19 protein-coding genes are annotated in these 20,020 nt (G+C 71.0%); 11 read left to right on the top strand and 8 right to left on the bottom strand.

Annotation, left to right across the window (positions count from 1 at the left end):
* The first annotated feature begins 151 nt into the window (after positions 1-151).
* The 3 genes from AB0C96_RS15155 (at position 152) to AB0C96_RS15165 (ending at position 2,216) form a co-directional block, all read left to right on the top strand.
* Positions 152-466: a type VII secretion target gene (locus tag AB0C96_RS15155; protein ID WP_362917447.1), complete on the top strand. Its 315-nt coding sequence runs from the start codon at positions 152-154 to the stop codon at positions 464-466.
* A 71-nt stretch (positions 467-537) separates the two neighbouring features.
* A complete protein-coding gene (locus tag AB0C96_RS15160) occupies positions 538-1,599 on the top strand; it encodes a WXG100 family type VII secretion target (RefSeq protein WP_362917705.1) in 1,062 nt (353 codons plus the stop codon).
* Between the two features lie 254 nt (positions 1,600-1,853).
* The gene (locus AB0C96_RS15165) at positions 1,854-2,216 is read left to right on the top strand and encodes a hypothetical protein (protein WP_362917449.1); all 363 of its coding nucleotides are present in this window, start codon (positions 1,854-1,856) and stop codon (positions 2,214-2,216) included.
* Positions 2,217-2,563: 347 nt separating this feature from the next.
* On the opposite strand, the gene AB0C96_RS15170 is transcribed toward AB0C96_RS15165, so the two are convergent.
* Positions 2,564-2,770: a hypothetical protein gene (locus tag AB0C96_RS15170; RefSeq protein WP_362917451.1), complete on the bottom strand. Its 207-nt coding sequence runs from the start codon at positions 2,768-2,770 to the stop codon at positions 2,564-2,566.
* 170 nt (positions 2,771-2,940) lie between these two features.
* On the opposite strand from AB0C96_RS15170, the gene AB0C96_RS15175 reads away from it, so the two are divergent.
* The 5 genes from AB0C96_RS15175 (at position 2,941) to AB0C96_RS15195 (ending at position 6,924) form a co-directional block, all read left to right on the top strand.
* Positions 2,941-3,783, top strand: coding sequence for a helix-turn-helix transcriptional regulator (locus AB0C96_RS15175; protein ID WP_362917453.1), 843 nt, complete (start codon positions 2,941-2,943; stop codon positions 3,781-3,783).
* A complete protein-coding gene (locus AB0C96_RS15180; protein WP_362917455.1) occupies positions 3,765-4,055 on the top strand; it encodes a DUF397 domain-containing protein in 291 nt (96 codons plus the stop codon). Before AB0C96_RS15175 ends, AB0C96_RS15180 begins: the two co-directional genes overlap by 19 nt.
* 126 nt (positions 4,056-4,181) lie before the next feature.
* The gene (locus AB0C96_RS15185; protein ID WP_362917457.1) at positions 4,182-4,757 is read left to right on the top strand and encodes a type VII secretion target; all 576 of its coding nucleotides are present in this window, start codon (positions 4,182-4,184) and stop codon (positions 4,755-4,757) included.
* 3 nt (positions 4,758-4,760) lie between these two features.
* Entirely contained in the window at positions 4,761-6,356 is a 1,596-nt protein-coding gene (locus AB0C96_RS15190; protein WP_362917459.1) for an alpha/beta hydrolase, read from the top strand.
* A gap of 10 nt (positions 6,357-6,366) precedes the next feature.
* Entirely contained in the window at positions 6,367-6,924 is a 558-nt protein-coding gene (locus AB0C96_RS15195; protein ID WP_362917461.1) for a hypothetical protein, read from the top strand.
* 71 nt (positions 6,925-6,995) lie between these two features.
* Here AB0C96_RS15195 and ilvD read toward each other — a convergent pair whose 3' ends face one another.
* The 4 genes from ilvD to AB0C96_RS15215 all read right to left on the bottom strand — a co-directional run bounded on the left by ilvD (position 6,996) and on the right by AB0C96_RS15215 (position 11,706).
* Positions 6,996-8,846, bottom strand: a complete 1,851-nt coding sequence (gene ilvD, locus AB0C96_RS15200) for a dihydroxy-acid dehydratase (protein WP_362917463.1) — start codon at positions 8,844-8,846, stop codon at positions 6,996-6,998.
* A gap of 199 nt (positions 8,847-9,045) precedes the next feature.
* Positions 9,046-9,672, bottom strand: coding sequence for a TetR family transcriptional regulator (locus tag AB0C96_RS15205; RefSeq protein WP_362917465.1), 627 nt, complete (start codon positions 9,670-9,672; stop codon positions 9,046-9,048).
* A 16-nt stretch (positions 9,673-9,688) separates the two neighbouring features.
* A complete protein-coding gene (locus AB0C96_RS15210) occupies positions 9,689-10,501 on the bottom strand; it encodes a sugar phosphate isomerase/epimerase (protein ID WP_362917707.1) in 813 nt (270 codons plus the stop codon).
* A gap of 278 nt (positions 10,502-10,779) precedes the next feature.
* On the bottom strand, positions 10,780-11,706 hold the full coding sequence (locus tag AB0C96_RS15215; protein WP_362917467.1) for a Ppx/GppA phosphatase family protein: 927 nt from the start codon (positions 11,704-11,706) through the stop codon (positions 10,780-10,782).
* Positions 11,707-11,781: 75 nt separating this feature from the next.
* On the opposite strand from AB0C96_RS15215, the gene AB0C96_RS15220 reads away from it, so the two are divergent.
* Positions 11,782-12,645 (top strand): hypothetical protein, encoded by an 864-nt coding sequence (locus tag AB0C96_RS15220; protein ID WP_362917469.1) that lies wholly within the window; start codon positions 11,782-11,784, stop codon positions 12,643-12,645.
* Between the two features lie 164 nt (positions 12,646-12,809).
* Here the strand turns inward: AB0C96_RS15220 and AB0C96_RS15225 are convergent, their stop codons facing one another.
* Positions 12,810-14,618: a sigma-70 family RNA polymerase sigma factor gene (locus tag AB0C96_RS15225; RefSeq protein ID WP_362917471.1), complete on the bottom strand. Its 1,809-nt coding sequence runs from the start codon at positions 14,616-14,618 to the stop codon at positions 12,810-12,812.
* A gap of 197 nt (positions 14,619-14,815) precedes the next feature.
* Between AB0C96_RS15225 and radA the strand changes: the two genes are divergently transcribed.
* A complete protein-coding gene (gene radA, locus AB0C96_RS15230) occupies positions 14,816-16,228 on the top strand; it encodes a DNA repair protein RadA (protein ID WP_362917473.1) in 1,413 nt (470 codons plus the stop codon).
* 125 nt (positions 16,229-16,353) lie between these two features.
* Complete coding sequence (disA, locus tag AB0C96_RS15235; protein WP_362917475.1) at positions 16,354-17,478, top strand: DNA integrity scanning diadenylate cyclase DisA; 1,125 nt, start codon at positions 16,354-16,356, stop codon at positions 17,476-17,478.
* 307 nt (positions 17,479-17,785) lie between these two features.
* Here disA and AB0C96_RS15240 read toward each other — a convergent pair whose 3' ends face one another.
* Together AB0C96_RS15240 and AB0C96_RS15245 are read right to left on the bottom strand one after the other, a co-directional pair.
* Positions 17,786-18,769, bottom strand: coding sequence for an NAD-dependent epimerase/dehydratase family protein (locus tag AB0C96_RS15240; protein WP_362917477.1), 984 nt, complete (start codon positions 18,767-18,769; stop codon positions 17,786-17,788).
* A 188-nt stretch (positions 18,770-18,957) separates the two neighbouring features.
* On the bottom strand, positions 18,958-19,800 hold the full coding sequence (locus AB0C96_RS15245; protein ID WP_362917479.1) for a hypothetical protein: 843 nt from the start codon (positions 19,798-19,800) through the stop codon (positions 18,958-18,960).
* Positions 19,801-20,020: the final 220 nt, after the last annotated feature.

A 20,020-nucleotide genomic window follows, 5' to 3' on the forward strand; every position in this document is an offset into this window, starting at 1 on the left:
ATTTGCAGACCCATTACCCTTTGCATCCTGAGAGTTGCCCCTCCTTGTCGCGGCCTTAACGCCTACGCAGCGCCCGCCCGACCCGCCGCCCGTTAGCGTGTTCAACGGAGATCACGTTCATTCATTACGGGGAGCCAGTCGGGGGGCCGTCATGGCACAGGAACACTTCACCGTGCACCCGGAGAAACTCCGCACACTTTCCGGGGACTTCACGCACGCCGGCGACCGGCTCGACGAACAGGTCAAGCACTTCGCCGACAAGGCGGAGAACGTGGACGACGCTTTCGGCGTTCTCAGCGAATCCACCGAAGCCCTGGCGAAATACCTGGAGATGACGCAGGCAACGGTGACCAGCCTCCAGCAGCTGCGTCAGCAACTGGCCGGATACGCCAGGGGGCTCGACCACTCGGCGGCCAGCTATGAGCACACTGACGCGCAGCACGCGGCTGCGTTCAAGGGGGCGTAGCGACTGTGGCCGAGGAACAGCAACAGATCGAGACGAGCTTCAACATCTTCAAGCCCGGCGGGAATCCCGAGGTGCTGCGGAAGTGCGCGGCGGCATGGCGGGAGATGGCCCAGGACCTGCGGACGGCGGGAGCCGACCTAAACCGGCAGGTGGAGGACCTGGACACGACGGACTGGGACGGGCAGGCCGCCTCCGCGTTCCGCGCGCGCTGGAAGCACACGAAGGAGCAGATCGACCACGCGTTACCCAACTTCCATGAGGTGGCGAAGGAGTTGGAGCAGGCAGCGGACCACATCGAGGACACCAACAAGCAGGTCGAGCACGTCCTTGAGGAGCTTGCGGTCACCGCGGCCGTTGGCATCGGACTGACCGTCATCACCGCGGGCTTCTCCGACGTGGTGGCCGCCACCAGCGCGGCGGCCGAGGTCGCCGAGGCGGGCGTCGTCATCACACGGCTCGCCAGGGTCCTCAAGACGATCGAATCGGCCCTGGAGGCCCTTCGGGGCCTGATGCAGGGCAACAAGTTCCTGAAATTCGGTGTGGAGCTCGCAACGAACATCGCGGGCAATTTCACCGGAAACGTGCTGGGCCAGGCATTCACCGGCCAGGAGGTCACCTGGGGCCAGGACTTCCAGGACGCGGCTGTGGCTGGCAGCGTGGGCACGGCGCTGGGGGCGAGCGGACGGGCGCTGGGCCCGAAGCTACCCGGAGCGCTCGGCGATGTCGTCGCAGGCAAGGGCCTCGCGGGCAGGACGGCCACGGGCGCGGCCACCAGCGCGGCCGGCCAGATGGCCGCCGACGGGGTCGATATCGCGAACGACCACGCAGGCGGCAAGACGGGGGACAGCATCATCCCCGACCTGATCACCAGCGCCTTCGGTGGCGCGACGGGCGGTGCGGCGGTGCACGGTGGCGATTCCTGGTCCGAGCGCGGCGGCCTCGGCGGAGGCGGCCGACACCGAGACCCCGAGTCCGGTCCGAGCTTCGGTCCGGTGCGAGAGTCCGCCACCAATGGGACCGTGTACGGAGACTTCAGCGCCAATGAGAACGATCGCACCGCCGACCATCCGGACAGCCCGTTCGACAAACCCCGCTCCGCACTGACCGACCCGGACGGCGCTTACAAAGGCTGAGGAGAGAACCAGGAATGTGGCGGGTCTGGAAGAGCGTCCGCAGATACCGTGAGGATCCCGAATGGCGTTACCGGAAACGGGAGTCGCGTGACTGGGTGAACGCGTTCGGCAAACCCGGCCACCCCTTCGGCACGCGTGGAAATCACGTAAGGAATGTACTGGAAGGGCAGGTACGCGGCTATGAGACAACGCTCTTCCATCTCGCCGCCGCGCATAAAGGCGGTCAACACCCCACCGATGTCAGCATGTATTCGGTGGCGGTGCTGACCCTGCCGGGCACTCTCCCCGCCACGTCGGTCTCCGTCGCCAGCCTGGTCCGCCTGCTGAAGACGGAGCCCCTCCCGCCGCGCGCCGGCACCCCCGTCCACCTGCCCCCCGGCCGCAAACCCCGCATGGTCGCGTGCTCCGTCGACCCCGCTTTCGCCGAACTGGCCCTCACCGAGCGGGTGATCCGCATGACGGCCGACGCCAAAATGGGCTGGCGGCTGCACGAGGACCGGATGATCGGTTGGCTCAAGGAACGCAAGCCGTACGAACGGCTCATCGAACTCGCGGAGACGATGGCCGATGTCATCGACGAGTTCTCCGCGGACGCGAAGGCCCCGGCCCGCTGGTGACGCCCCCCGTGCCCCGTCGTCGTGGCACGGGCACACGCAGGCCTCGCGCCACACCCCCGGCACCACAGTGGTCCCCGGCTCCGGCGCGCCCTTGTCGCACCTCACGTGGCTGCCGACGTGGCACGCCGGCGAGACGTACGGCGCGGGCAGGTACGGCCGCACGGGCCGCGGCGGCGTGTCCAGGAACGGCCCTCCGCCGGCCGCGTCCCGGGCGTAGGCGCTCTTGTGACGCGGGAGACGACGCACACGGCGCACACGGCGCTCCGGCACGGGCACGACGGCGGGGGCGCGGTGCCGCCCGTACGCGGGAAACAGCAGCGCGAGGGCCCACCGTACGAGGCGGCCGCTCACCGGACCGCCCTGGCGAGCGCGGCGCTGAGCCGTCGCGTGGTCTCCAGATTGCAACGCCCCAACTCGATCAGTACAGAGGGCAGCTGACTGCTGTACGTCACCAAGTCGACGCCCAGAGACGGCAGTACGATCCCGGCCTCCTTCAGTACGGCGGCCAGTTCGTCGCGTGCCACCTGCGCTTCCATGTGGGGTTCTGTGGTCATTTGGGGTCGCTCCCGTCCGCCGTTCCACTGCGTGCCGCGCCGAATGCCAACTACCGTGAGTGGTCCGGCCGTTACGAGGATGGACCGGCGAAGGGGCTCACCCCCACAGATTCGGGCCGTAGTTCCACGCCCGGGGCCGTTAATTCCACAAGTTCCACGGAGGAGGCGCGATGCCGCCGAGGACAGCGATCACGGGACGAAGCCAGGAGCCGCGGCGACGCTTCGCGGAGGAGCTGCGATTACTGCGGGCGGAGAAGGGCGACAGCCTGCGGAAGCTCGGCGATGTACTGGGCTGGGACGCGTCCCTGTTCGGGAAGATGGAGAGCGGAAAGACGCTCGGAAGCCCGGAAGTAGTGGAGGCCCTGGCCCAGTACTACGGGACGGGGAATCTGCTGCTGACGCTCTGGGAGTTGGCGGTCGGGGATCCGACGCAATTCAAGGAGCAATACCGGCGTTATATGGCCCTGGAGGCCGAGGCGATGAGCCTCTGGCACTACGCCGTGGGCGTCCTGCCTGGCCTGCTCCAGACCGAGGAGTACGCACGCGAAGTCCTCGCGGCAGGCGGCATCAAGGGGGCAGAGCTGACGCAGCAGGTCGAAGCACGGATAGGGCGACGCGATTTGCTGCTCGGCGAGGACCCGCCGCAGTTCCGCACCATCCTGTCGGAGACGGTGCTCCGTACGCCGCTGCGTGATGAACGAGCATGGCGTGTCCAGCTGCAACACCTGGCTGAAGCCGTCGAGCAGCCCACCTTGACGCTACAGGTGCTGCCTCACGGCCCAAGGCTGCACTCTCTGGCAGCCACGGACGTGATGTTTCTCCGGCTGCCGGACGGCCGCACCGTGGCCTACATCGAGAGCGCCGTACACGGCGAACTGGTCGAGGCATCAGAGGCAGTTGAGCGATTGCAACGCGCGTACGATGCTGTTCGCGACCTCGCGCTGTCCCCAGCCGAGTCGCGGAAGGTCATCGGGCAGATGTTGGAGGAAGCGCCGTGCGCACCATCGACCTGAGCAACCTGACGTGGCGCAAGAGCAGCTACAGCAACCCTGACGGGGGCGCGTGCATCGAGGTTTCCGACGAATTCCTGCGCGCCGCCACTTGGCGCAAGTCCAGCTACAGCAACTCGGACGGTGGCCAGTGCATCGAGGTCGCCGACAACCACCCCGCCCTCGTCCCCGTCCGCGACAGCAAGGCCCCCCACGGCCCGGCCCTCGTCTTCGAAGCCGCGGCCTGGTCGTCCTTCGTCACGGCCGTGAAGAGCGGCGAGCTGCCCGGCGCCTGAAATCCGGCATGCACATCACCGCACGGCCCCCGTCGTATACGACGGGGGCCGCTGCCGTGTCGGCCCACCCCCGCGACAAGAACGCTTGATAGCGTTTCGCACAGAGTTACGAGGAGGGGGCGCTCAGTGTCCAGCAACATGTCGGTCCAGCCCGGGGAATTACGCGCGTCAGCGCACACCCAGAGCAGCATCGCCGACGACCTCAAGAAGCCCTGCGACAAGGCCATCGCCGACACCGGTGCGGCTGGGGATTCCGCTAACGGATGGCCCGTCGCCTCGGCACTGCACATGATCAGTGAGACCTGGCAGCCCGCCCTCGACGGCCTGCACAAACGCCTTTTGCAGGGCGCCGGCAACCTCCGCGACACCGCCGACAACCACGAGTGGAACGACGACATGGTTGATCAGGACTTCGAGGACTTCGACGGGGACAAGGCGGGCGTGATCATGTCGGCGCCCGCCTCGGGGGGCGGGCCCGGCTCCCCGGTGTACGCCGGACTGCCGCGCCCCAACGCGCCCGGCCCCGACCCGATATGGGAGGCCGTCGGCGAGTACCAGCCGGCCCCCGGTACGCCGTCGCGCAACACGGACGACATGCTGCACGCCAAGCCGGCGATGCCCGTTTACGACCCGGGCGAGGCCCTCTCGGGACGCGGCCGGGGTGCCGCTCTCCTGCACGCCGACGACAACCCCTTTGGATAAGGCATGGCTTCCGACTACGCACGCCTGCTGAAGCAGGACTTCGCGGACCTGACGGCCGCCGCCGACTCCTGGCAGCGGGTTTCGCAGGACATGGACAGCGCGTTCGACCAGCACCGTACGAAGGTGACCGGCCCACTGCACGCCGCCTGGGAAGGGGACGACGCCAAGGCCGCCCTAGCGTTCCTCGAAGACATCGAGATGCGTATCAATGTGGCCCGTACCGAGGCGATGACCATCTCGAAGGCGATCGAGACGGTTCGTTTCCGTATGGAGCAGGCGCAGACGGACTTGCGCAACGCGGTGCGGAGCGCGGAATCCGAGGGCTTCCTCGTCGACGACTCCGGCTCCGTAGGAGAGGCTTCCTGCGAAGTGGACGAGTCGCCGGGCGAGACGCAGAACAAACTGGACCGGATGAAGCACTTCCAGGGGGAGATCAACACCGCGGTCGAGGACGCACGGAAGGCCAGCACCGACGGCCATCATGCACTGTCGGAACTCCGTGGCGAGATCATGGACCGCACCAACAAGCACATGGCCGCCGAGTCCGCGGCCGATACTCAGCAGGCCATGAAGGATCTGGGCGTCAAGGGGCCGCAGATCCCCAAGGACCCCAAGGATGCAGCCGCCTGGTGGCAGGGCCTCGACGAGGCATCGCGCCAGGAGTACATCACCATGTACCCGGACCAGATCGGCAAGACGAACGGCCTTCCCAGCGCTGTCCGCGACGATGCGAACCGGCTCGCGCTGGATCAGCAGCTCAACTACGTCAGCGGCAGCGACCAGGGCGTCCCCGGCATTCCGGAACACCGTCACAACCTTGAGGTCCTGAAGGCCGAACTCGACAAACGCGACGGCGCAACGGGAAACAAGAAGCTCTATCTGCTCGATTTCGACGGCTTCGAGGACGGCAAGGCCGTTATCGCCATGGGGAATCCGGACACCGCTGACAACATCGGTGTGCAAGTACCCGGCACGGCCACGGACATGGACTCGACCGGAGGTCAGCTGTCACGCATCGACAAGCTGCAGAGGTCGGCCGAGCGGGCCGATCCGTCAGCGAGCACCTCAATGGTCTACTGGCTCGGTTACGACGCTCCTGAAATTCCCAGTGACGATGCCCCAAATCTCGCCGTCGCTGGTACCAGCCGGGCCGACGACGCGGCCCCGGACCTGCGGGATTTCACCCACGGCCTGCGTGCCTCACACGAGGGGCCGGACCGTGCGCACATGACGGTGCTGGGGCACAGCTACGGCGCCACGGTGGTCGGCGACGCGGACGCCGGCGGCAAGGGCCTCGACGCCGACAGTATCTCCGTCGTCGGCAGCCCGGGCGAGACGGTGGCCCACGCATCCGATCTCCACGTCGGCGCAGACCACTTCTACACGGGAATCGCCGATGACGACCGCATCAGCAATGCGCAGGACCTGACGCTCGGACCCGACCCCAACACCGCAGACTTCGGCGGCACCCGGTTCGTCACCGACACCCATGGACACAGCGGCTACTGGGACGACAAAAGCAAAAGCCTCGCCAATCAGGGACGGATCATTGCTGGTCATAAGCCTGAGAAGGCGCCGCCCACGCCCGTCGACATATAAGGACAATCCCTTGGCGAAGTATCGCTCCGAGGCAACGGCCAAGCTCTTGCGGCGAACCCGCCTGATCGTATTGGCCGCCTCGGTCATCCTTTCCACCGGAGCCTGCATGTCTCAGCAATCCAACGACCCCAACAAGCCGCTGCCGCGCAAGAGCCGCGAGGACTCTTTGGCTTGGGCGAAGAACTACACCTCAGCCATGGCGCATTACGCCGGTGTCAAGGCGGGCGACAAATACGGGCCCTATACGGATTTCGAGGACTGCGTCGGTGAGAATGACGAGGTGGCGGACGACGGCCGGTACACGCTGACATACACCGTGTACGCCAGCCTCCCACGGGAAGAGCACATTCCAGCGGTCCGCAAACTCCGGGCGGTGCTCAAGCAGCACGGCGTGGACGTCTCCTCTTACGAAGAACGCCCACATTCTCACGAGGTCATTCTCGACGGTCACCACGAGAAAGAGGACTTCTCTCTCATCGCCGACACCGTCAAACCCCCCAACACCCTCCGCCTGTCCGTCAGCACCCCCTGCTTCCTGCCCCCCGGGGCCAAGCAGCAGAAATTCTGAGCGAGCACGGAGAAGGCGCGCAGAAGGCCCCCGTCACACGACGGGGGCCTTCTCGTTGCCGCCGTTACGGCTCAGCCCAGCTTGCTCACGTCCCGCACCGCGCCCTTGTCCGCGCTGGTCGCCATCGCCGCGTAGGCCCGCAGGGCCGCCGACACCTTGCGTTCGCGCTGCTTGGGGGCGTAGACGCCGCCGAGGGCCGCGCGGCGGGCGGACAGCGTGGCGTCGTCGACGAGGAGCTCGATCGAGCGGTTCGGGATGTCGATCCGGATGCGGTCGCCGTCCTCGACGAGGGCGATGGTGCCGCCGGAGGCCGCCTCGGGCGAGGCGTGGCCGATGGAGAGGCCGGAGGTGCCGCCGGAGAAGCGGCCGTCGGTGATCAGCGCGCAGGCCTTGCCCAGTCCGCGGCCCTTGAGGAAGGACGTCGGGTAGAGCATCTCCTGCATGCCGGGGCCGCCCTTGGGGCCCTCGTAGCGGATGACGACGACGTCGCCCTCCTTGACCTGCTTGGTGAGGATCTTGTCGACGGCCTCCTCCTGCGATTCGCAGACCACGGCCGGGCCCTCGAAGGTCCAGATCGACTCGTCGACGCCGGCGGTCTTCACGACGCAGCCGTCCTCGGCGATGTTGCCCTTCAGGACCGCCAGACCGCCGTCCTTGGAGTAGGCGTGCTCGACGGAGCGGATGCAGCCGCCCGCGGCGTCCACGTCCAGCGACTCCCAGCGCTCGGACTGCGAGAAGGCGGTCGCCGAGCGCTTGCAGCCGGGGGCGGCGTGCCACAGCTCGACGGCCTCGGCGGAGGGCGAACCGCCGCGCACGTCCCAGGTCTTGAGGTGCTCGGCGAGGGTCGCGGAGTGGACGGAGTGGACGTCCTCGTTGAGCAGTCCGCCGCGGTGCAGCTCGCCGAGGATCGCGGGGATGCCGCCGGCGCGGTGCACGTCCTCCATGTAGTACGTGCCGCCGGGGGCCACGTTCGGGGCGACCTTGGCCAGACAGGGGACGCGGCGCGAGACGGCGTCGATGTCCTTGAGGTCGTAGTCCAGCCCGGCCTCCTGGGCGGCGGCGAGCAGGTGCAGGATGGTGTTCGTGGAGCCGCCCATGGCGATGTCGAGGGCCATGGCGTTCTCGAACGCGGCGCGGGTGGCGATGTTGCGCGGCAGGACGGACTCGTCGCCGTCCTCGTAGTAGCGCTTGGTGATCTCGACGACGGTGCGGCCGGCGTTCTCGTACAGGGCGCGGCGGGCGGTGTGGGTGGCGAGGACCGAGCCGTTGCCGGGCAGGGACAGGCCGATGGCCTCGGTGAGGCAGTTCATCGAGTTGGCGGTGAACATGCCGGAACAGGAGCCGCAGGTGGGGCAGGCGTTCTCCTCGATGCGGAGGACGTCCTCGTCGGAGACGTTGTCGTTGACCGCGTCGACGATCGCGTTGATCAGGTCGAGCTTGCGGACCGTCCCGTCCACGAGGGTGGCCTGGCCGGCCTCCATGGGGCCGCCGGAGACGAAGACCACCGGGATGTTCAGCCGCATCGCGGCCATCAGCATGCCCGGGGTGATCTTGTCGCAGTTGGAGATGCAGATCAGCGCGTCGGCGCAGTGCGCCTCGACCATGTACTCGACCGAGTCCGCGATCAGGTCGCGCGACGGCAGGGAGTACAGCATGCCGCCGTGGCCCATGGCGATGCCGTCGTCGACGGCGATGGTGTTGAACTCCCGGGGGACCGCGCCCGCGGCCCGGATGGCGTCGGAGACGATCCGGCCGACCGGGGCGAGGTGGGTGTGCCCGGGGACGAACTCGGTGAAGGAGTTGGCGACCGCGACGATCGGCTTGCCGATGTCCTCGCTCGCTACGCCCGAGGCCCGCATCAGGGCGCGGGCACCCGCCATGTTGCGGCCATGGGTAACGGTGCGGGACCTCAGCTCGGGCACGATGGTCACTCCCTCGGGATACGTAGCAGCTGATTCGAGGTTACGCTCTTGATCCAAGATCTGGACGCCGACTCCGGTATGTGAGATGCCCGCCCGTAGTTCGGACACCCGGCCAGGGCCTCCGGACCGCGCACCTTCCAATCCCCTGAGGTCAGGCCCTGAGGTCAGGCCCTAAGGACAGTCCCCTAGGTTCAGGCCCCTAGGGCTGGGTCAGGTACCGCTGGAGCGTCGGGGCGACCATCGCGATGATCTCCTCCACGTCCGCGGAGGCGACCGGATCCATCCCGATCACATAGCGCAGCACGGCGATCCCGATGAGGTGCCCGGCGGCCAGTTGCGCCCGGAACTCCGGGTCGGGAACGGTGAGTTCGCCCGCCACCCGCTGCATCACCCGGCGGGCGATCAGCCCGCGCAGCACCGCCGCGGCGGTCTCGTTGGTCAGCGCCGAGCGCATGATCGCCAGCAGCGGCTGCCGGGTCACCGGGTTCTCCCAGAACCCGAACATGAACCGGGCCATCCGCTCGCCCACGTCCGCGCCGCCGCCCGCGATGACCTCGGGCATGGTCAGCGCGGGCGCGAAGGTCAGCTCGATGGCCGCGCCGAAGACCTGCTCCTTGGTGCCGAAGTAGTGGTGCACCAGCGCCGCGTCCACCCCGGCCGCCTTGGCGATACCGCGGACCGAGGTCTTGTCGTAGCCGCGCTCGGCGAACTCCGTACGGGCCGCGGCCAGGATCCGCTCCCGGGCCCCCGGCCCCTCGGCGGCCTGGGCACGGGCCGGACGGCCCCGCCGACGGGCCGGCCGCGGAGCCTCCGGCTCGTCGTTCACGACGCCGGCCCCCCGGTCACGAACCCGGCACCCAGGTCGGCGAGGCCAGATGCAGCCGGGTGAAGGCCAGCGCCTCGGCCAGATCGGCCTCGCGTTCGGCGGCGGACATCGCCCGGCGGGTGTTGACCTCGACGACCACGTTCCCGTCGAAACCGCCGGCCGCCAGCCGCTCCAGCACCTCGCCGCAGGGCTGACTGCCGCGGCCCGGCACCAGGTGCTCGTCCTTGGCGGAGCCGTTGCCGTCGGCGAGGTGGACGTGCGCCAGCCGGTCGCCCATCCGCTCCACCATCGCCAGCGCGTCGTTCCGCGCGGTGGCGGTGTGCGAGAGGTCGACGGTGAAGTGCCGGTAGTCGTCGTTGGTGGGGTCCCAGTCCGGGGCGTACGCCAGCATCTCGCGGTCCCGGTAGCGCCACGGGTACATGTTCTCGACGGCGAACCGCACGTCCGTCTCCCCCGCCATCCGCCACACCCCGCGGACGAACTCCCGGGCGTAGCTGCGCTGCCAGCGGAACGGCGGGTGCACCACCACCGTCGAGGCGCCCAGCTTCTCCGCCGCCGCACGGGCACGCTGCAACTTGACCCACGGGTCGGTGGACCAGACCCGCTGGGTGATCAGCAGGCACGGCGCGTGCACGGCCAGGACCGGGACGCCGTGGTAGTCGGAGAGCCGGCGCAGCGCGTCGATGTCCTGGCTGACCGGATCGGTCCACACCATGATCTCGACGCCGTCGTAGCCCAGGCGCGCGGCGATCTCGAAGGCCGTCGCCGTCGACTCCGGATACACCGAGGCCGTGGACAGCGCGACCTTCGCATCCGGGATGCGCACCACTGGCTCTGTCACGAGGGACAGCGTACGGGCCGGGACCGGGCACGGGGCAGGAGGCCGGGGCGGCCGCGGCTCCCGCCCCACGGCGCTCCCCAGGCTCCCCGGGCTCCCCGGGCTCCCCACGAGCCATGGGACCCAAGGGACCGGCGGTACGGCCGGGACGCCGCGGGCGCCCGGACGTGACGAGTCTCACGCGGCCGCCCCGACCGCGCGCACCACCACCCGGTGGCCGCCCGTTCTCCGCACCGCCCGAACCCCAACCCGGGGGCGGCGCCGGGGCCCTACGGCAGGTGGTCCAGCCGCCGCAGGATGACGCCCTCGCGCAGCGCCCACGGGCAGATCTCCAGCGTCTCGACCCCGAACAGGTCCATCGCAGCCTCGGCCACCAGCGCCCCGGCCAGCAGCTGCCGCGACCGCCCCTCGGACACCCCCGGCAGCCCCGCCCGCTCCTCGGCCGACATCCCGGCCAGCCGCGGCACCCACTCCTCCAGCTTCTTGCGGGTCAGCTCCCGCTGGACGTAGAGCCCCTCGGCGGAGCGCGCCGCACCCGCGATCCGGGCCAGCTGCTTGAAGGTCTTGGACGTGCCGACGACCTGGTCGGGGCTGCCGTAGCGGCGGAACTCGCTCACCACCTTGGCGATCTCCGCCCGCACCCGGCGGCGCACCGTCCGGACGTCGTCCGGGGCCGGCGGATCGCCCGGCAGACCGTTCTTGGTCAGCCGGCCGGCGCCCAGCGGCAGCGAGACCGCCACGTCCGGGTCCTCGTCCAGGCCGTACGCGACCTCCAGCGAGCCGCCGCCGATGTCCAGCACCAGCAGCCGGCCCGCGGACCACCCCAGCCAGCGGCGGGCGGCCAGGAAGGTGAGCCGCGCCTCGTCCTCGCCGGAGAGCACCTGGAGCTCGACGCCGGTCTCCAGGGCGACCCGGCGCAGCACCGCGTCTCCGTTGGAGGCCTCCCGCACCGCGGAGGTGGCGAACGGCAGCACGCTCTCCACGCCCTTGTCCTCGGCCACCTGCAACGCTTCGAGGACGGTCGCCACCAGGCGCTCCACCCCGTCGTCGCTTATGGCGCCGTCCTCGTCGAGGAGTTCGGCGAGGCGCAGCTCCGCCTTGTGCGAGTAGGCGGGCAGCGGGCGCGCGCCCGGGTGCGCGTCCACCACCAGCAGATGGACCGTATTCGAACCCACATCGAGGACACCGAGTCTCATACGGGGAAACCTAACCCGCGGGTGGCACACTCCTCTCGGCGCGGTGCCGCCCGCGGCTCCCCGTACGCTGGAGTCGTGGCAAAGACGAAAAAGGCGAAGCACGAAAAAGCGCTCAAGAAGGAAGAAAAGCGGCGCGCCCAGGCGGTCGGCGGGAACCAGCCCCCGGCCGACGAGGTCGGACTCGACTTCGCCCGCGCCTGGGTCACCTTCCCCGACCCGGCCGACGACGAACAGCTCTTCCGCTGCGACCTGACCTGGCTGACCTCCCGCTGGACCTGCATCTTCGGCAGCGGCTGCCAGGGCATCCAGGCCGGCCGGGCGGACGACGGCTGCTGCACGCTCGGCGCCCACTTCTCGGACGACGACGACGAGAAGCGGGTGGCCGAGCACGTGGCGCGGCTCACCCCCGATCTGTGGCAGTTCCACGACGTGGGCACGGAGACCGGCTGGGTCGAGGTGGACGACGACGGCGAGCGGCAGACCCGCCGCTGGCAGGGCTCCTGCATCTTCCAGAACCGCCCCGGCTTCGCGGCCGGCGCCGGCTGCTCCCTGCACATCCTCGCGCTGCGCGAGGGCCGCGAGCCGCTGGAGACCAAGCCGGACGTCTGCTGGCAGCTGCCGATCCGGCGGACCTACGACTGGATCGACCGGCCGGACGACACCCAGGTGCTCCAGGTGACGATCGGCGAGTACGACCGGCGCGGCTGGGGCCCGGGCGGCCACGACCTGCACTGGTGGTGCACCTCCGCGACCTCGGCACACGGCGCCGGCGAACCGGTCTACGTCACCTACAAGCCGGAGCTGACCGAGCTGATGGGCAAGAAGGGCTACGCCAAGCTCGCCGAGCTGTGCGAGGAGCGGCTGGCGTCGACGCTGCCGATGGCGCCGCACCCGGCGGACCCCCGGCCGGCCCACGGGACCCGCACGCCGAAGAAGTAGCCGGCCCCTGGGGCCCTTGAGGCCCCGGGCGTCCACCGCCGAGGGAGCGCAGCACACCGGCACCCGCGCCGCCCGCCCTCGCGGCCGGCGCGCGCGTCCCTGCCGCCGTCCCCGCCCTCGTGGTCGCCCGGCGCGTTCCTGCCCCGCCCCGCCCTCGTGGGCGCTCAGTACGCCGGGCGGGTCGTGTTCGACGGGGTCGAGGTCGAGGCGGTGGAGCCGGACGGCGTCGTCGGACCGGTCGGCGTCGTGGTCGGGCCGGCCGTCGGACCCGTCGGGGTCGGGGTGGGCGTGGGCGTCGGACGCGGCGGAGTCGGCATCGCCGTCGGGCGCGACGGTGACGGCTTCGGGCGCGTCGGCGTCGGGGCGTGCGGCCCCGGAGCCGGCGACGTCGCGCCGTGGCCCTCCATCGTGACGACCGTGCCACCGGGCTCGATGGCGATCCTCGCCCGCCAGTGGCCCGCCGGCTCCCGGTCGTCATCGACGTACACCGTGATCGTCGTGGACTCGCCCGGCCGCAACGCACCGGCTGTATGGCTCATCTGCAACCACGCCGCGCCCGACGACGCCCGCCAGCGCACCGGCGCACCGCCCGACGCGGCGACCGTGATCACCGTCGTCCCGCCGCTCGGCTGCGCGGCCACCGTCAGCCGCCCCGGGCCCTTCTCCGCACGCTCGTCCCGCCTCCCCGGCCGCAGCGGCGTGCCGTCCGCGCCGACCACCTCCACGGACACGTCGGGCGTCCCGTCCGGGACCCCGGGCCGGGGCGTCGTATGGGCGTTGCCGGCGTTCTCGTACGGGCGGCCGCCGAGCTGCGGGCCGGCTTCCGAGTCGTGGGCCGTCACCGACGGGGTGCCGTCCGCCGCCTCACTCGTGGCAGGGGCACCCCGATACGCCGCCCACAAGGCCAGCACCGGCGCCGCGACGACCGTGGCGACCACCGTCGTGGTCAGCGCCCGCGCCCGCAGCCGGCGCCGGCGCGCGGCCCGGTCCGTGGGGGCGCCCACGGGGAAACCGTTGCGGTCGTAGCGCGGAGAACCGTTTGCCCCGCCCAAACGGCCACCACGCCCGGCACCGGCCACCCCCTCCGCCCGCCCCGAGCGGGACCGCCGCGCCGCCGCCAGCGCCCCCAGCACGGCCTCCCGCGGCGCACCGACCAGCGGCAGCGCACCCTGGGCGGCCGGCGCGGTGCCCGGCCACGTCCCCGGCACCGTGGCCCGCTCGGCGGTCCGCCGGCACTCGGCGCAATCATCGACATGACGCACCAGCTCCCGGCTCAGCGCCGCCCCCAACAGCATCTGACTGTCCCCCGCCAGCCGCGCCACCTCGCGGCACCGCCCGGACTCGACGACGGCCAGCGCCGCCCGGGTCCGCTCCACCTCGCACGAGGCCGTGGCCAGCAGGGCCCGGGTGGCGATCGGGTCGGCGCCGAGCACCGCGGCGACCTCGTCGGCGGAGAGCCGATGACGCACCGACAGCTCCAGCGCCTCACGCTGCCGCGGCGTCGTACCCGCGGCCTCCGGCCAGGCCAACGCGGCCAGCTCCCGCTGCCGCCGCTCGGCGTCACGGGCCGCCGGGCCACCCGGCAGCGGAAGGTCCGGACGTTCGGCGTCCCGCCCGGCCCGCTCGGCGAGCCGCCGCAGACACGCCCAGCGGGCCAGCGCGTAGAGCCAGGAGCGGTGCAGCCCCGGGTCGGCGGGCCGCCGGCCGCGGTGCCGCTCGGCCAGCGCCAGCACCTCGCCGAGCACCGCGGTCGCCGCGTCGTGGTCGCACAGGACGGCCAGGCAGTACGTGAACAACCCGTCCAGATAAGGCTCGTAGCCGTCGTCGTCATACGGCTCGTAGCCGCCGTCGTCGCATCCGCCGGGCACCGGCGGGTCCTGCGGCTCGGCGGACCGCGGCCGGCGCCGGTCGTCGCCGCGCGACCGGTGTGCGCCGGTGGAGTGCGTGGGGTACTCGGGCCTGCTGCTCTTCACCCCGGCGACGGTAGGGGGATGATGAAGCCAGGCCTGCACCCGTTGGACACTTTTAACCCATACGGGTGACCATCTCCCTCAAAAGGGGACACGAACCCGCCCTTCCATGGGGGCGCACTCGGTGTGCGCCACCCGCTCAGTACCCGCGGCACCGCGCGGAAGGGGGCGTTGTCAGACCCCGCCGCTACGGTGGGCCCATGGCAACGCGTAAAACGTCGGGCAAGGAGCGCCCCTCCTACCGCTGCACCGAATGCGGCTGGACCACCGCGAAGTGGCTCGGCCGCTGCCCCGAGTGCCAGGCCTGGGGCACCGTCGAGGAGTTCGGCGGCACACCCGCGGTGCGCACCACCGCGCCCGGCCGGGTCACCACCGCCGCCCTGCCCATCGGCCAGGTCGACGGCCGGCAGGCCGCCGCGCGCTCCACCGGCGTGGACGAACTCGACCGGGTACTGGGCGGCGGCCTCGTCCCCGGCGCCGTCGTCCTGCTGGCCGGCGAACCCGGCGTCGGCAAGTCCACCCTCCTCCTCGACGCCGCCGCCAAGGCCGCCTCCGACGACCACCGCACCCTCTACGTGACCGGCGAGGAGTCCGCGAGCCAGGTACGGCTGCGCGCCGACCGCATCGGCGCCATCGACGACCACCTCTACCTGGCCGCCGAGACCGACCTCTCCGCCGTCCTCGGCCACCTCGACACCGTCAAGCCCTCCCTGCTCATCCTCGACTCCGTGCAGACCGTCGCCTCCCCCGAGATCGACGGCGCACCCGGCGGCATGGCCCAGGTCCGCGAGGTCGCCGGCGCCCTGATCCGGGCCTCCAAGGAACGCGGCATGTCCACCCTCCTGGTGGGCCACGTCACCAAGGACGGCGCCATCGCCGGCCCCCGCCTCCTGGAACACCTCGTCGACGTCGTCCTCCACTTCGAAGGCGACCGGCACGCCCGCCTCCGCCTGGTCCGCGGTGTCAAGAACCGCTACGGCACCACCGACGAGGTCGGCTGCTTCGAACTGCACGACGAGGGGATCACCGGCCTCGCCGACCCCTCCGGCCTGTTCCTCACCCGCCGCGCCGAACCGGTCCCCGGCACCTGCCTGACCGTGACGCTGGAGGGCCGCCGCCCCCTCGTCGCCGAGGTCCAGGCCCTCACCGTCGACTCCCAGATCCCCTCCCCCCGGCGCACCACCTCCGGCCTGGAGACCTCCCGGGTCTCGATGATGCTCGCCGTCCTCGAACAGCGCGGCCGGATCAGCGCCCTCGGCAAACGCGACATCTACAGCGCCACCGTCGGCGGGGTGAAGCTCACCGAGCCCGCCGCCGACCTCGCCGTCGCCCTGGCCCTGGCCAGCGCCGCCAGCGACACCCCCCTCCCCAAGAACCTGGTCGCCATCGGCGAAGTGGGACTCGCCGGCGAGGTCAGACGGGTCACCGGCGTCCAGCGCCGCCTCTCCGAAGCCGCCCGGCTCGGCTTCACCCACGCCCTGGTCCCCTCCGACCCGGGCAAGATCCCCGACGGAATGCGGGTCCTGGAGGTCGCCGACGTCGGACAGGCACTGACCGTCCTGCCCAAGCGCGTACGCCGGGAGGCCCCACAGGAAGAGGGCGCACGCCGGTAGACTTTGCCCTGGTCTCGCCCGTCACCGCAGAATTGCCTGTCGGCCACGTACGCTCCGCTGGTACGTCAACCACAGCATGGGCCGGGCGGCCTGCGGACCGAGCGACCTTGCGACGGAGGAGTGCAGTGGCAGTCAACGACCGGGCATCGACTCCCGGCAGGTCCGGTGGCACCCCCGGCACCGAGAGCCTGATGCGCGCCTCGCTCAGCGCCGTCGCTCCCGGTACCGCCCTGCGCGACGGCCTGGAACGCATCCTCCGCGGCAACACCGGCGGCCTGATCGTCCTCGGCTTCGACAAGACCGTCGAGTCCATGTGCACCGGCGGCTTCGTGCTCGACGTCGAGTTCACCGCCACCCGCCTCCGCGAGCTCTGCAAGCTCGACGGCGCCCTCGTCCTCGACAAGGACATCACCAAGATCCTCCGTGCCGGCGTCCAGCTGGTGCCCGACGCCTCCATCCCCACCGAGGAGACCGGCACCCGCCACCGCACCGCCCAGCGGGTCTCCATCCAGGCCGGCTTCCCGGTCGTCTCCGTCAGCCAGTCGATGCGCCTGATCGCCCTCTATGTCGACGGCGAACGCCGCGTCCTGGAGGAGTCCGCCGCGATCCTCTCCCGCGCCAACCAGGCCCTGGCCACCCTGGAGCGCTACAAGCTCCGCCTCGACGAGGTGGCCGGCACCCTCTCCGCCCTGGAGATCGAGGACCTGGTCACCGTCCGCGACGTCACCGCGGTCGCCCAGCGCCTGGAGATGGTCCGCCGCATCGCCACCGAGATCGCCGAGTACGTCGTCGAGCTCGGCACCGACGGCCGACTCCTCACCCTCCAGCTCGAAGAGCTGATCGCCGGCGTGGAGCCGGAACGCGAACTGGTCGTCCGCGACTACGTCCCCGAACCCACCGCCAAGCGCTCCCGCACGGTCGCCGAGGCACTCTCCGAGCTCGACTCCCTCACCCACACCGAGCTGCTCGAACTTCCCATCGTGGCCCGCGCGTTGGGCTACAGCGGAGCCCCCGAGACGCTGGACTCCGCGGTCTCCCCGCGCGGCTTCCGCCTGCTCGCCAAGGTCCCCCGCCTCCCCGGCACCGTCATCGACCGCCTCGTCGACCACTTCGGCGGCCTTCAGAAGCTGCTCGCCGCCAGCGTCGACGACCTCCAGACGGTCGACGGCGTCGGCGAGGCCCGCGCCCGCTCGGTCCGCGAGGGCCTCTCCCGCCTGGCGGAGTCGTCGATCTTGGAGCGGTACGTCTGACACGGGCCGGGCCGGGGCCTGGGGGCGGAGGGCGGATGCTCGGGGCCTGAGGCTCGTGGCTGGTGCCTGAGGCTCGTGGGTCGTGGCCTGAGGCTCGGGGCCGGAGACCCGGGGTCCGTGGCTCGGGCTCGTGGTTGGAGGCCCGAGGCCCCGCCGGGAATTCCCGCCCCCGCCCCCTGCGTTGTGGCCCCGCAGGGGGCCCTCGCCTCCCCTAGGGGAACCGTTCCCCTCCCCCCTAGGGAACGACGCACCGCCACCGCCCTACCGCACCACCGCCACCACCACCGCCATCGCCATCGCCATCGCCCTACCGCAGCGCCGCCGCCTCCTTCTCCTCCGCCAGCCCCACCGCCGGCCGGTCCGGACGCTGCGGCGCCGTCCCCCCGATGGAGCCCAGCCAGGCCCAGGTGTCGGCCACCGTCTCGCTGACGGGGCGACAACGCAGCCCCGTCGCCAGCGCCTTGGCCACATCCGCCCCGTAGAGCGCATCCCGCGACTCGCCGGGCTCCAGCCACACCGGCAGCTCCGTCCACGGCTCGATGCCGGCGGCGAGCACGTCCTCCGGCGCGGTCCAGCGCAGCTCCGCGTCCGCACCGGTGACCTGCACACAGCTCTCCAACAGATCGCCCATCGTGGCGTGGCCGATCTCGCTCACCAGGTTGTAGGCGCCGCCCAGACCGGACTCCAGCGCGCCCAACGTCCACTCGGCGAGATCGCGAGCATCGATGTACTGGAGCGCCATCTCCCGCGGCCCCGGCGCCAGGACCGGGCCACCACGGGCGATCCGGCCCAGCCACCACGGAAGCCGCCCGATGTTCTCGTACGGGCCGAGGATCAGCCCCGCACGGATCAGCAGGGCCCGCTCCCCGAAGGCATCGATCGCGGCCAGCTCGCCGCCCCGCTTGGCCTTCGCATAGTCCTCCGAGCCCGTGTCGTCGACGGAGCCCGCCACCAGCGGGCCGTCCTCGTCGAGCCCGTACGCGGCCGGGTACGCGTACACCGACCGGCTGGAGACGTACGCATACGTTCCGACCCGGCCGGCCAGCAGCCGTGCCGTGTCCCGCACCGCCGAGGGCGCGGCGCTCCAGGTGTCGACGACGGCGTCCCACTCGCCCTCCGCCAGCGCCGCGAGGCCCGCCGCGTCGCCCCGGTCCCCGCGCAACGCGGTCGCGCCCTCCGGTGGCGCGTGGTTCCCCCGGTGAAAGACCGTCACCTGCCAGCCCCGCGCCAACGCCGCCTCGCTGACCGCGCGCCCCACGAACTCCGTTCCACCCAGCATCAGTAGTCTCATGGCGGCGACTGTGCCGGACCCGTACGAGCCGGGCCAGTGCTGCACGCTCTCGGCGGAATCCCCACAAGCGGAACTACCGGAGGCCGGGCTTCCGAAACACCCACCGCCGGGCCTCGACGGCCACGGCCACAACCACAGCCTCGGGGCCGGGGGGGGCGGCATGTCGGGCTCCCGGGGCCCGATCGCGCTCAGTCCTTGGCCAGAACGAACGAGGTACGGGCCGCCTTCAGCCCCGGCACCTTGGCCTCGATCAGATACTTGCCGGACGGCACGGTGGCCGAACTCGGCGTCACGCACTGCGGGCTGCTGGCCCGGCGGTCCCATGCGATGGTGCGCTTCACAGAACCCTTCGCCGGCACCTGGAGCAGCGCGGGGGCGGTCGTCGGGGGGCAGTCGTTCGACGCCCACACCGGGTCGTCGCCCGCGGTGTCGGTGATCGTCAGGACCGCGGCCTTCTGCCCGAGGTCCACCTTGCAGGCCGCACCACCGGTGTTCTCGACCGTCAGCTCGAACTTCGGCTTCCCCTCGGGCGAGTAGGAATCCTTGACGCTCTTCAGCGCCAACTCCACGTCGGGAGAAGTGCAGTTGGGAAGCGACGAGTCCGCCGGCACCACATGGCCGGAACCCTGCCCGAGGGCGCCACCGCCGCCGGAACCACCCGAACCGGAACCGGAACCGTCGGAGCCCGAACCGTCACCGGAACCACCGCTGCCACCGCCCGAAGACCCCGCGCCACCGCCGGAACCGGAGTCCGACCCCGACTCCCCGCCGGCGCCCGACTCATCGCGCCCGCCCGGCTTTTGACCGTTCACCGGCCCGGTGGCGGACGGCCCCGGGGTGATGGACGACGCGGGTCCCTTGCCGTGCGCACCGCCCTTGCCCTCGCCGCCGCTCCCGGCGCCGTCGCCGCCCAAGTTGAGGGCCCATACGACGAGAAGAGCGAGGAGTACGACGATGGCCAGCGCAACGGCCCTCCGCCGCCAGTAGATGGAGGAGGGAAGCGGCCCGATCGGATTGCGCAGTGATCCCACGCGGAAACTCTACGAGAGATACCTGGCCACACCGGCCACTACCCGCCGCATCAGGCTGCAACTTTTCCCATGATCAGCCCGGAGCCGTCTCCACGCCCACATTTCCCGCCGTAACGACCCTGATGCCCCGTTAGGTACCTTCAACACCTTCGACACCTTCGAGGCCTTCTGCTCCACTCCGACCTCGATTCACCGGCAATGCCCGTGCCGTGCGGTGGCA

The sequence above is a fragment of the Streptomyces sp. NPDC048506 genome, assembly GCF_040651315.1.
GTDB lineage: Bacteria > Actinomycetota > Actinomycetes > Streptomycetales > Streptomycetaceae > Streptomyces.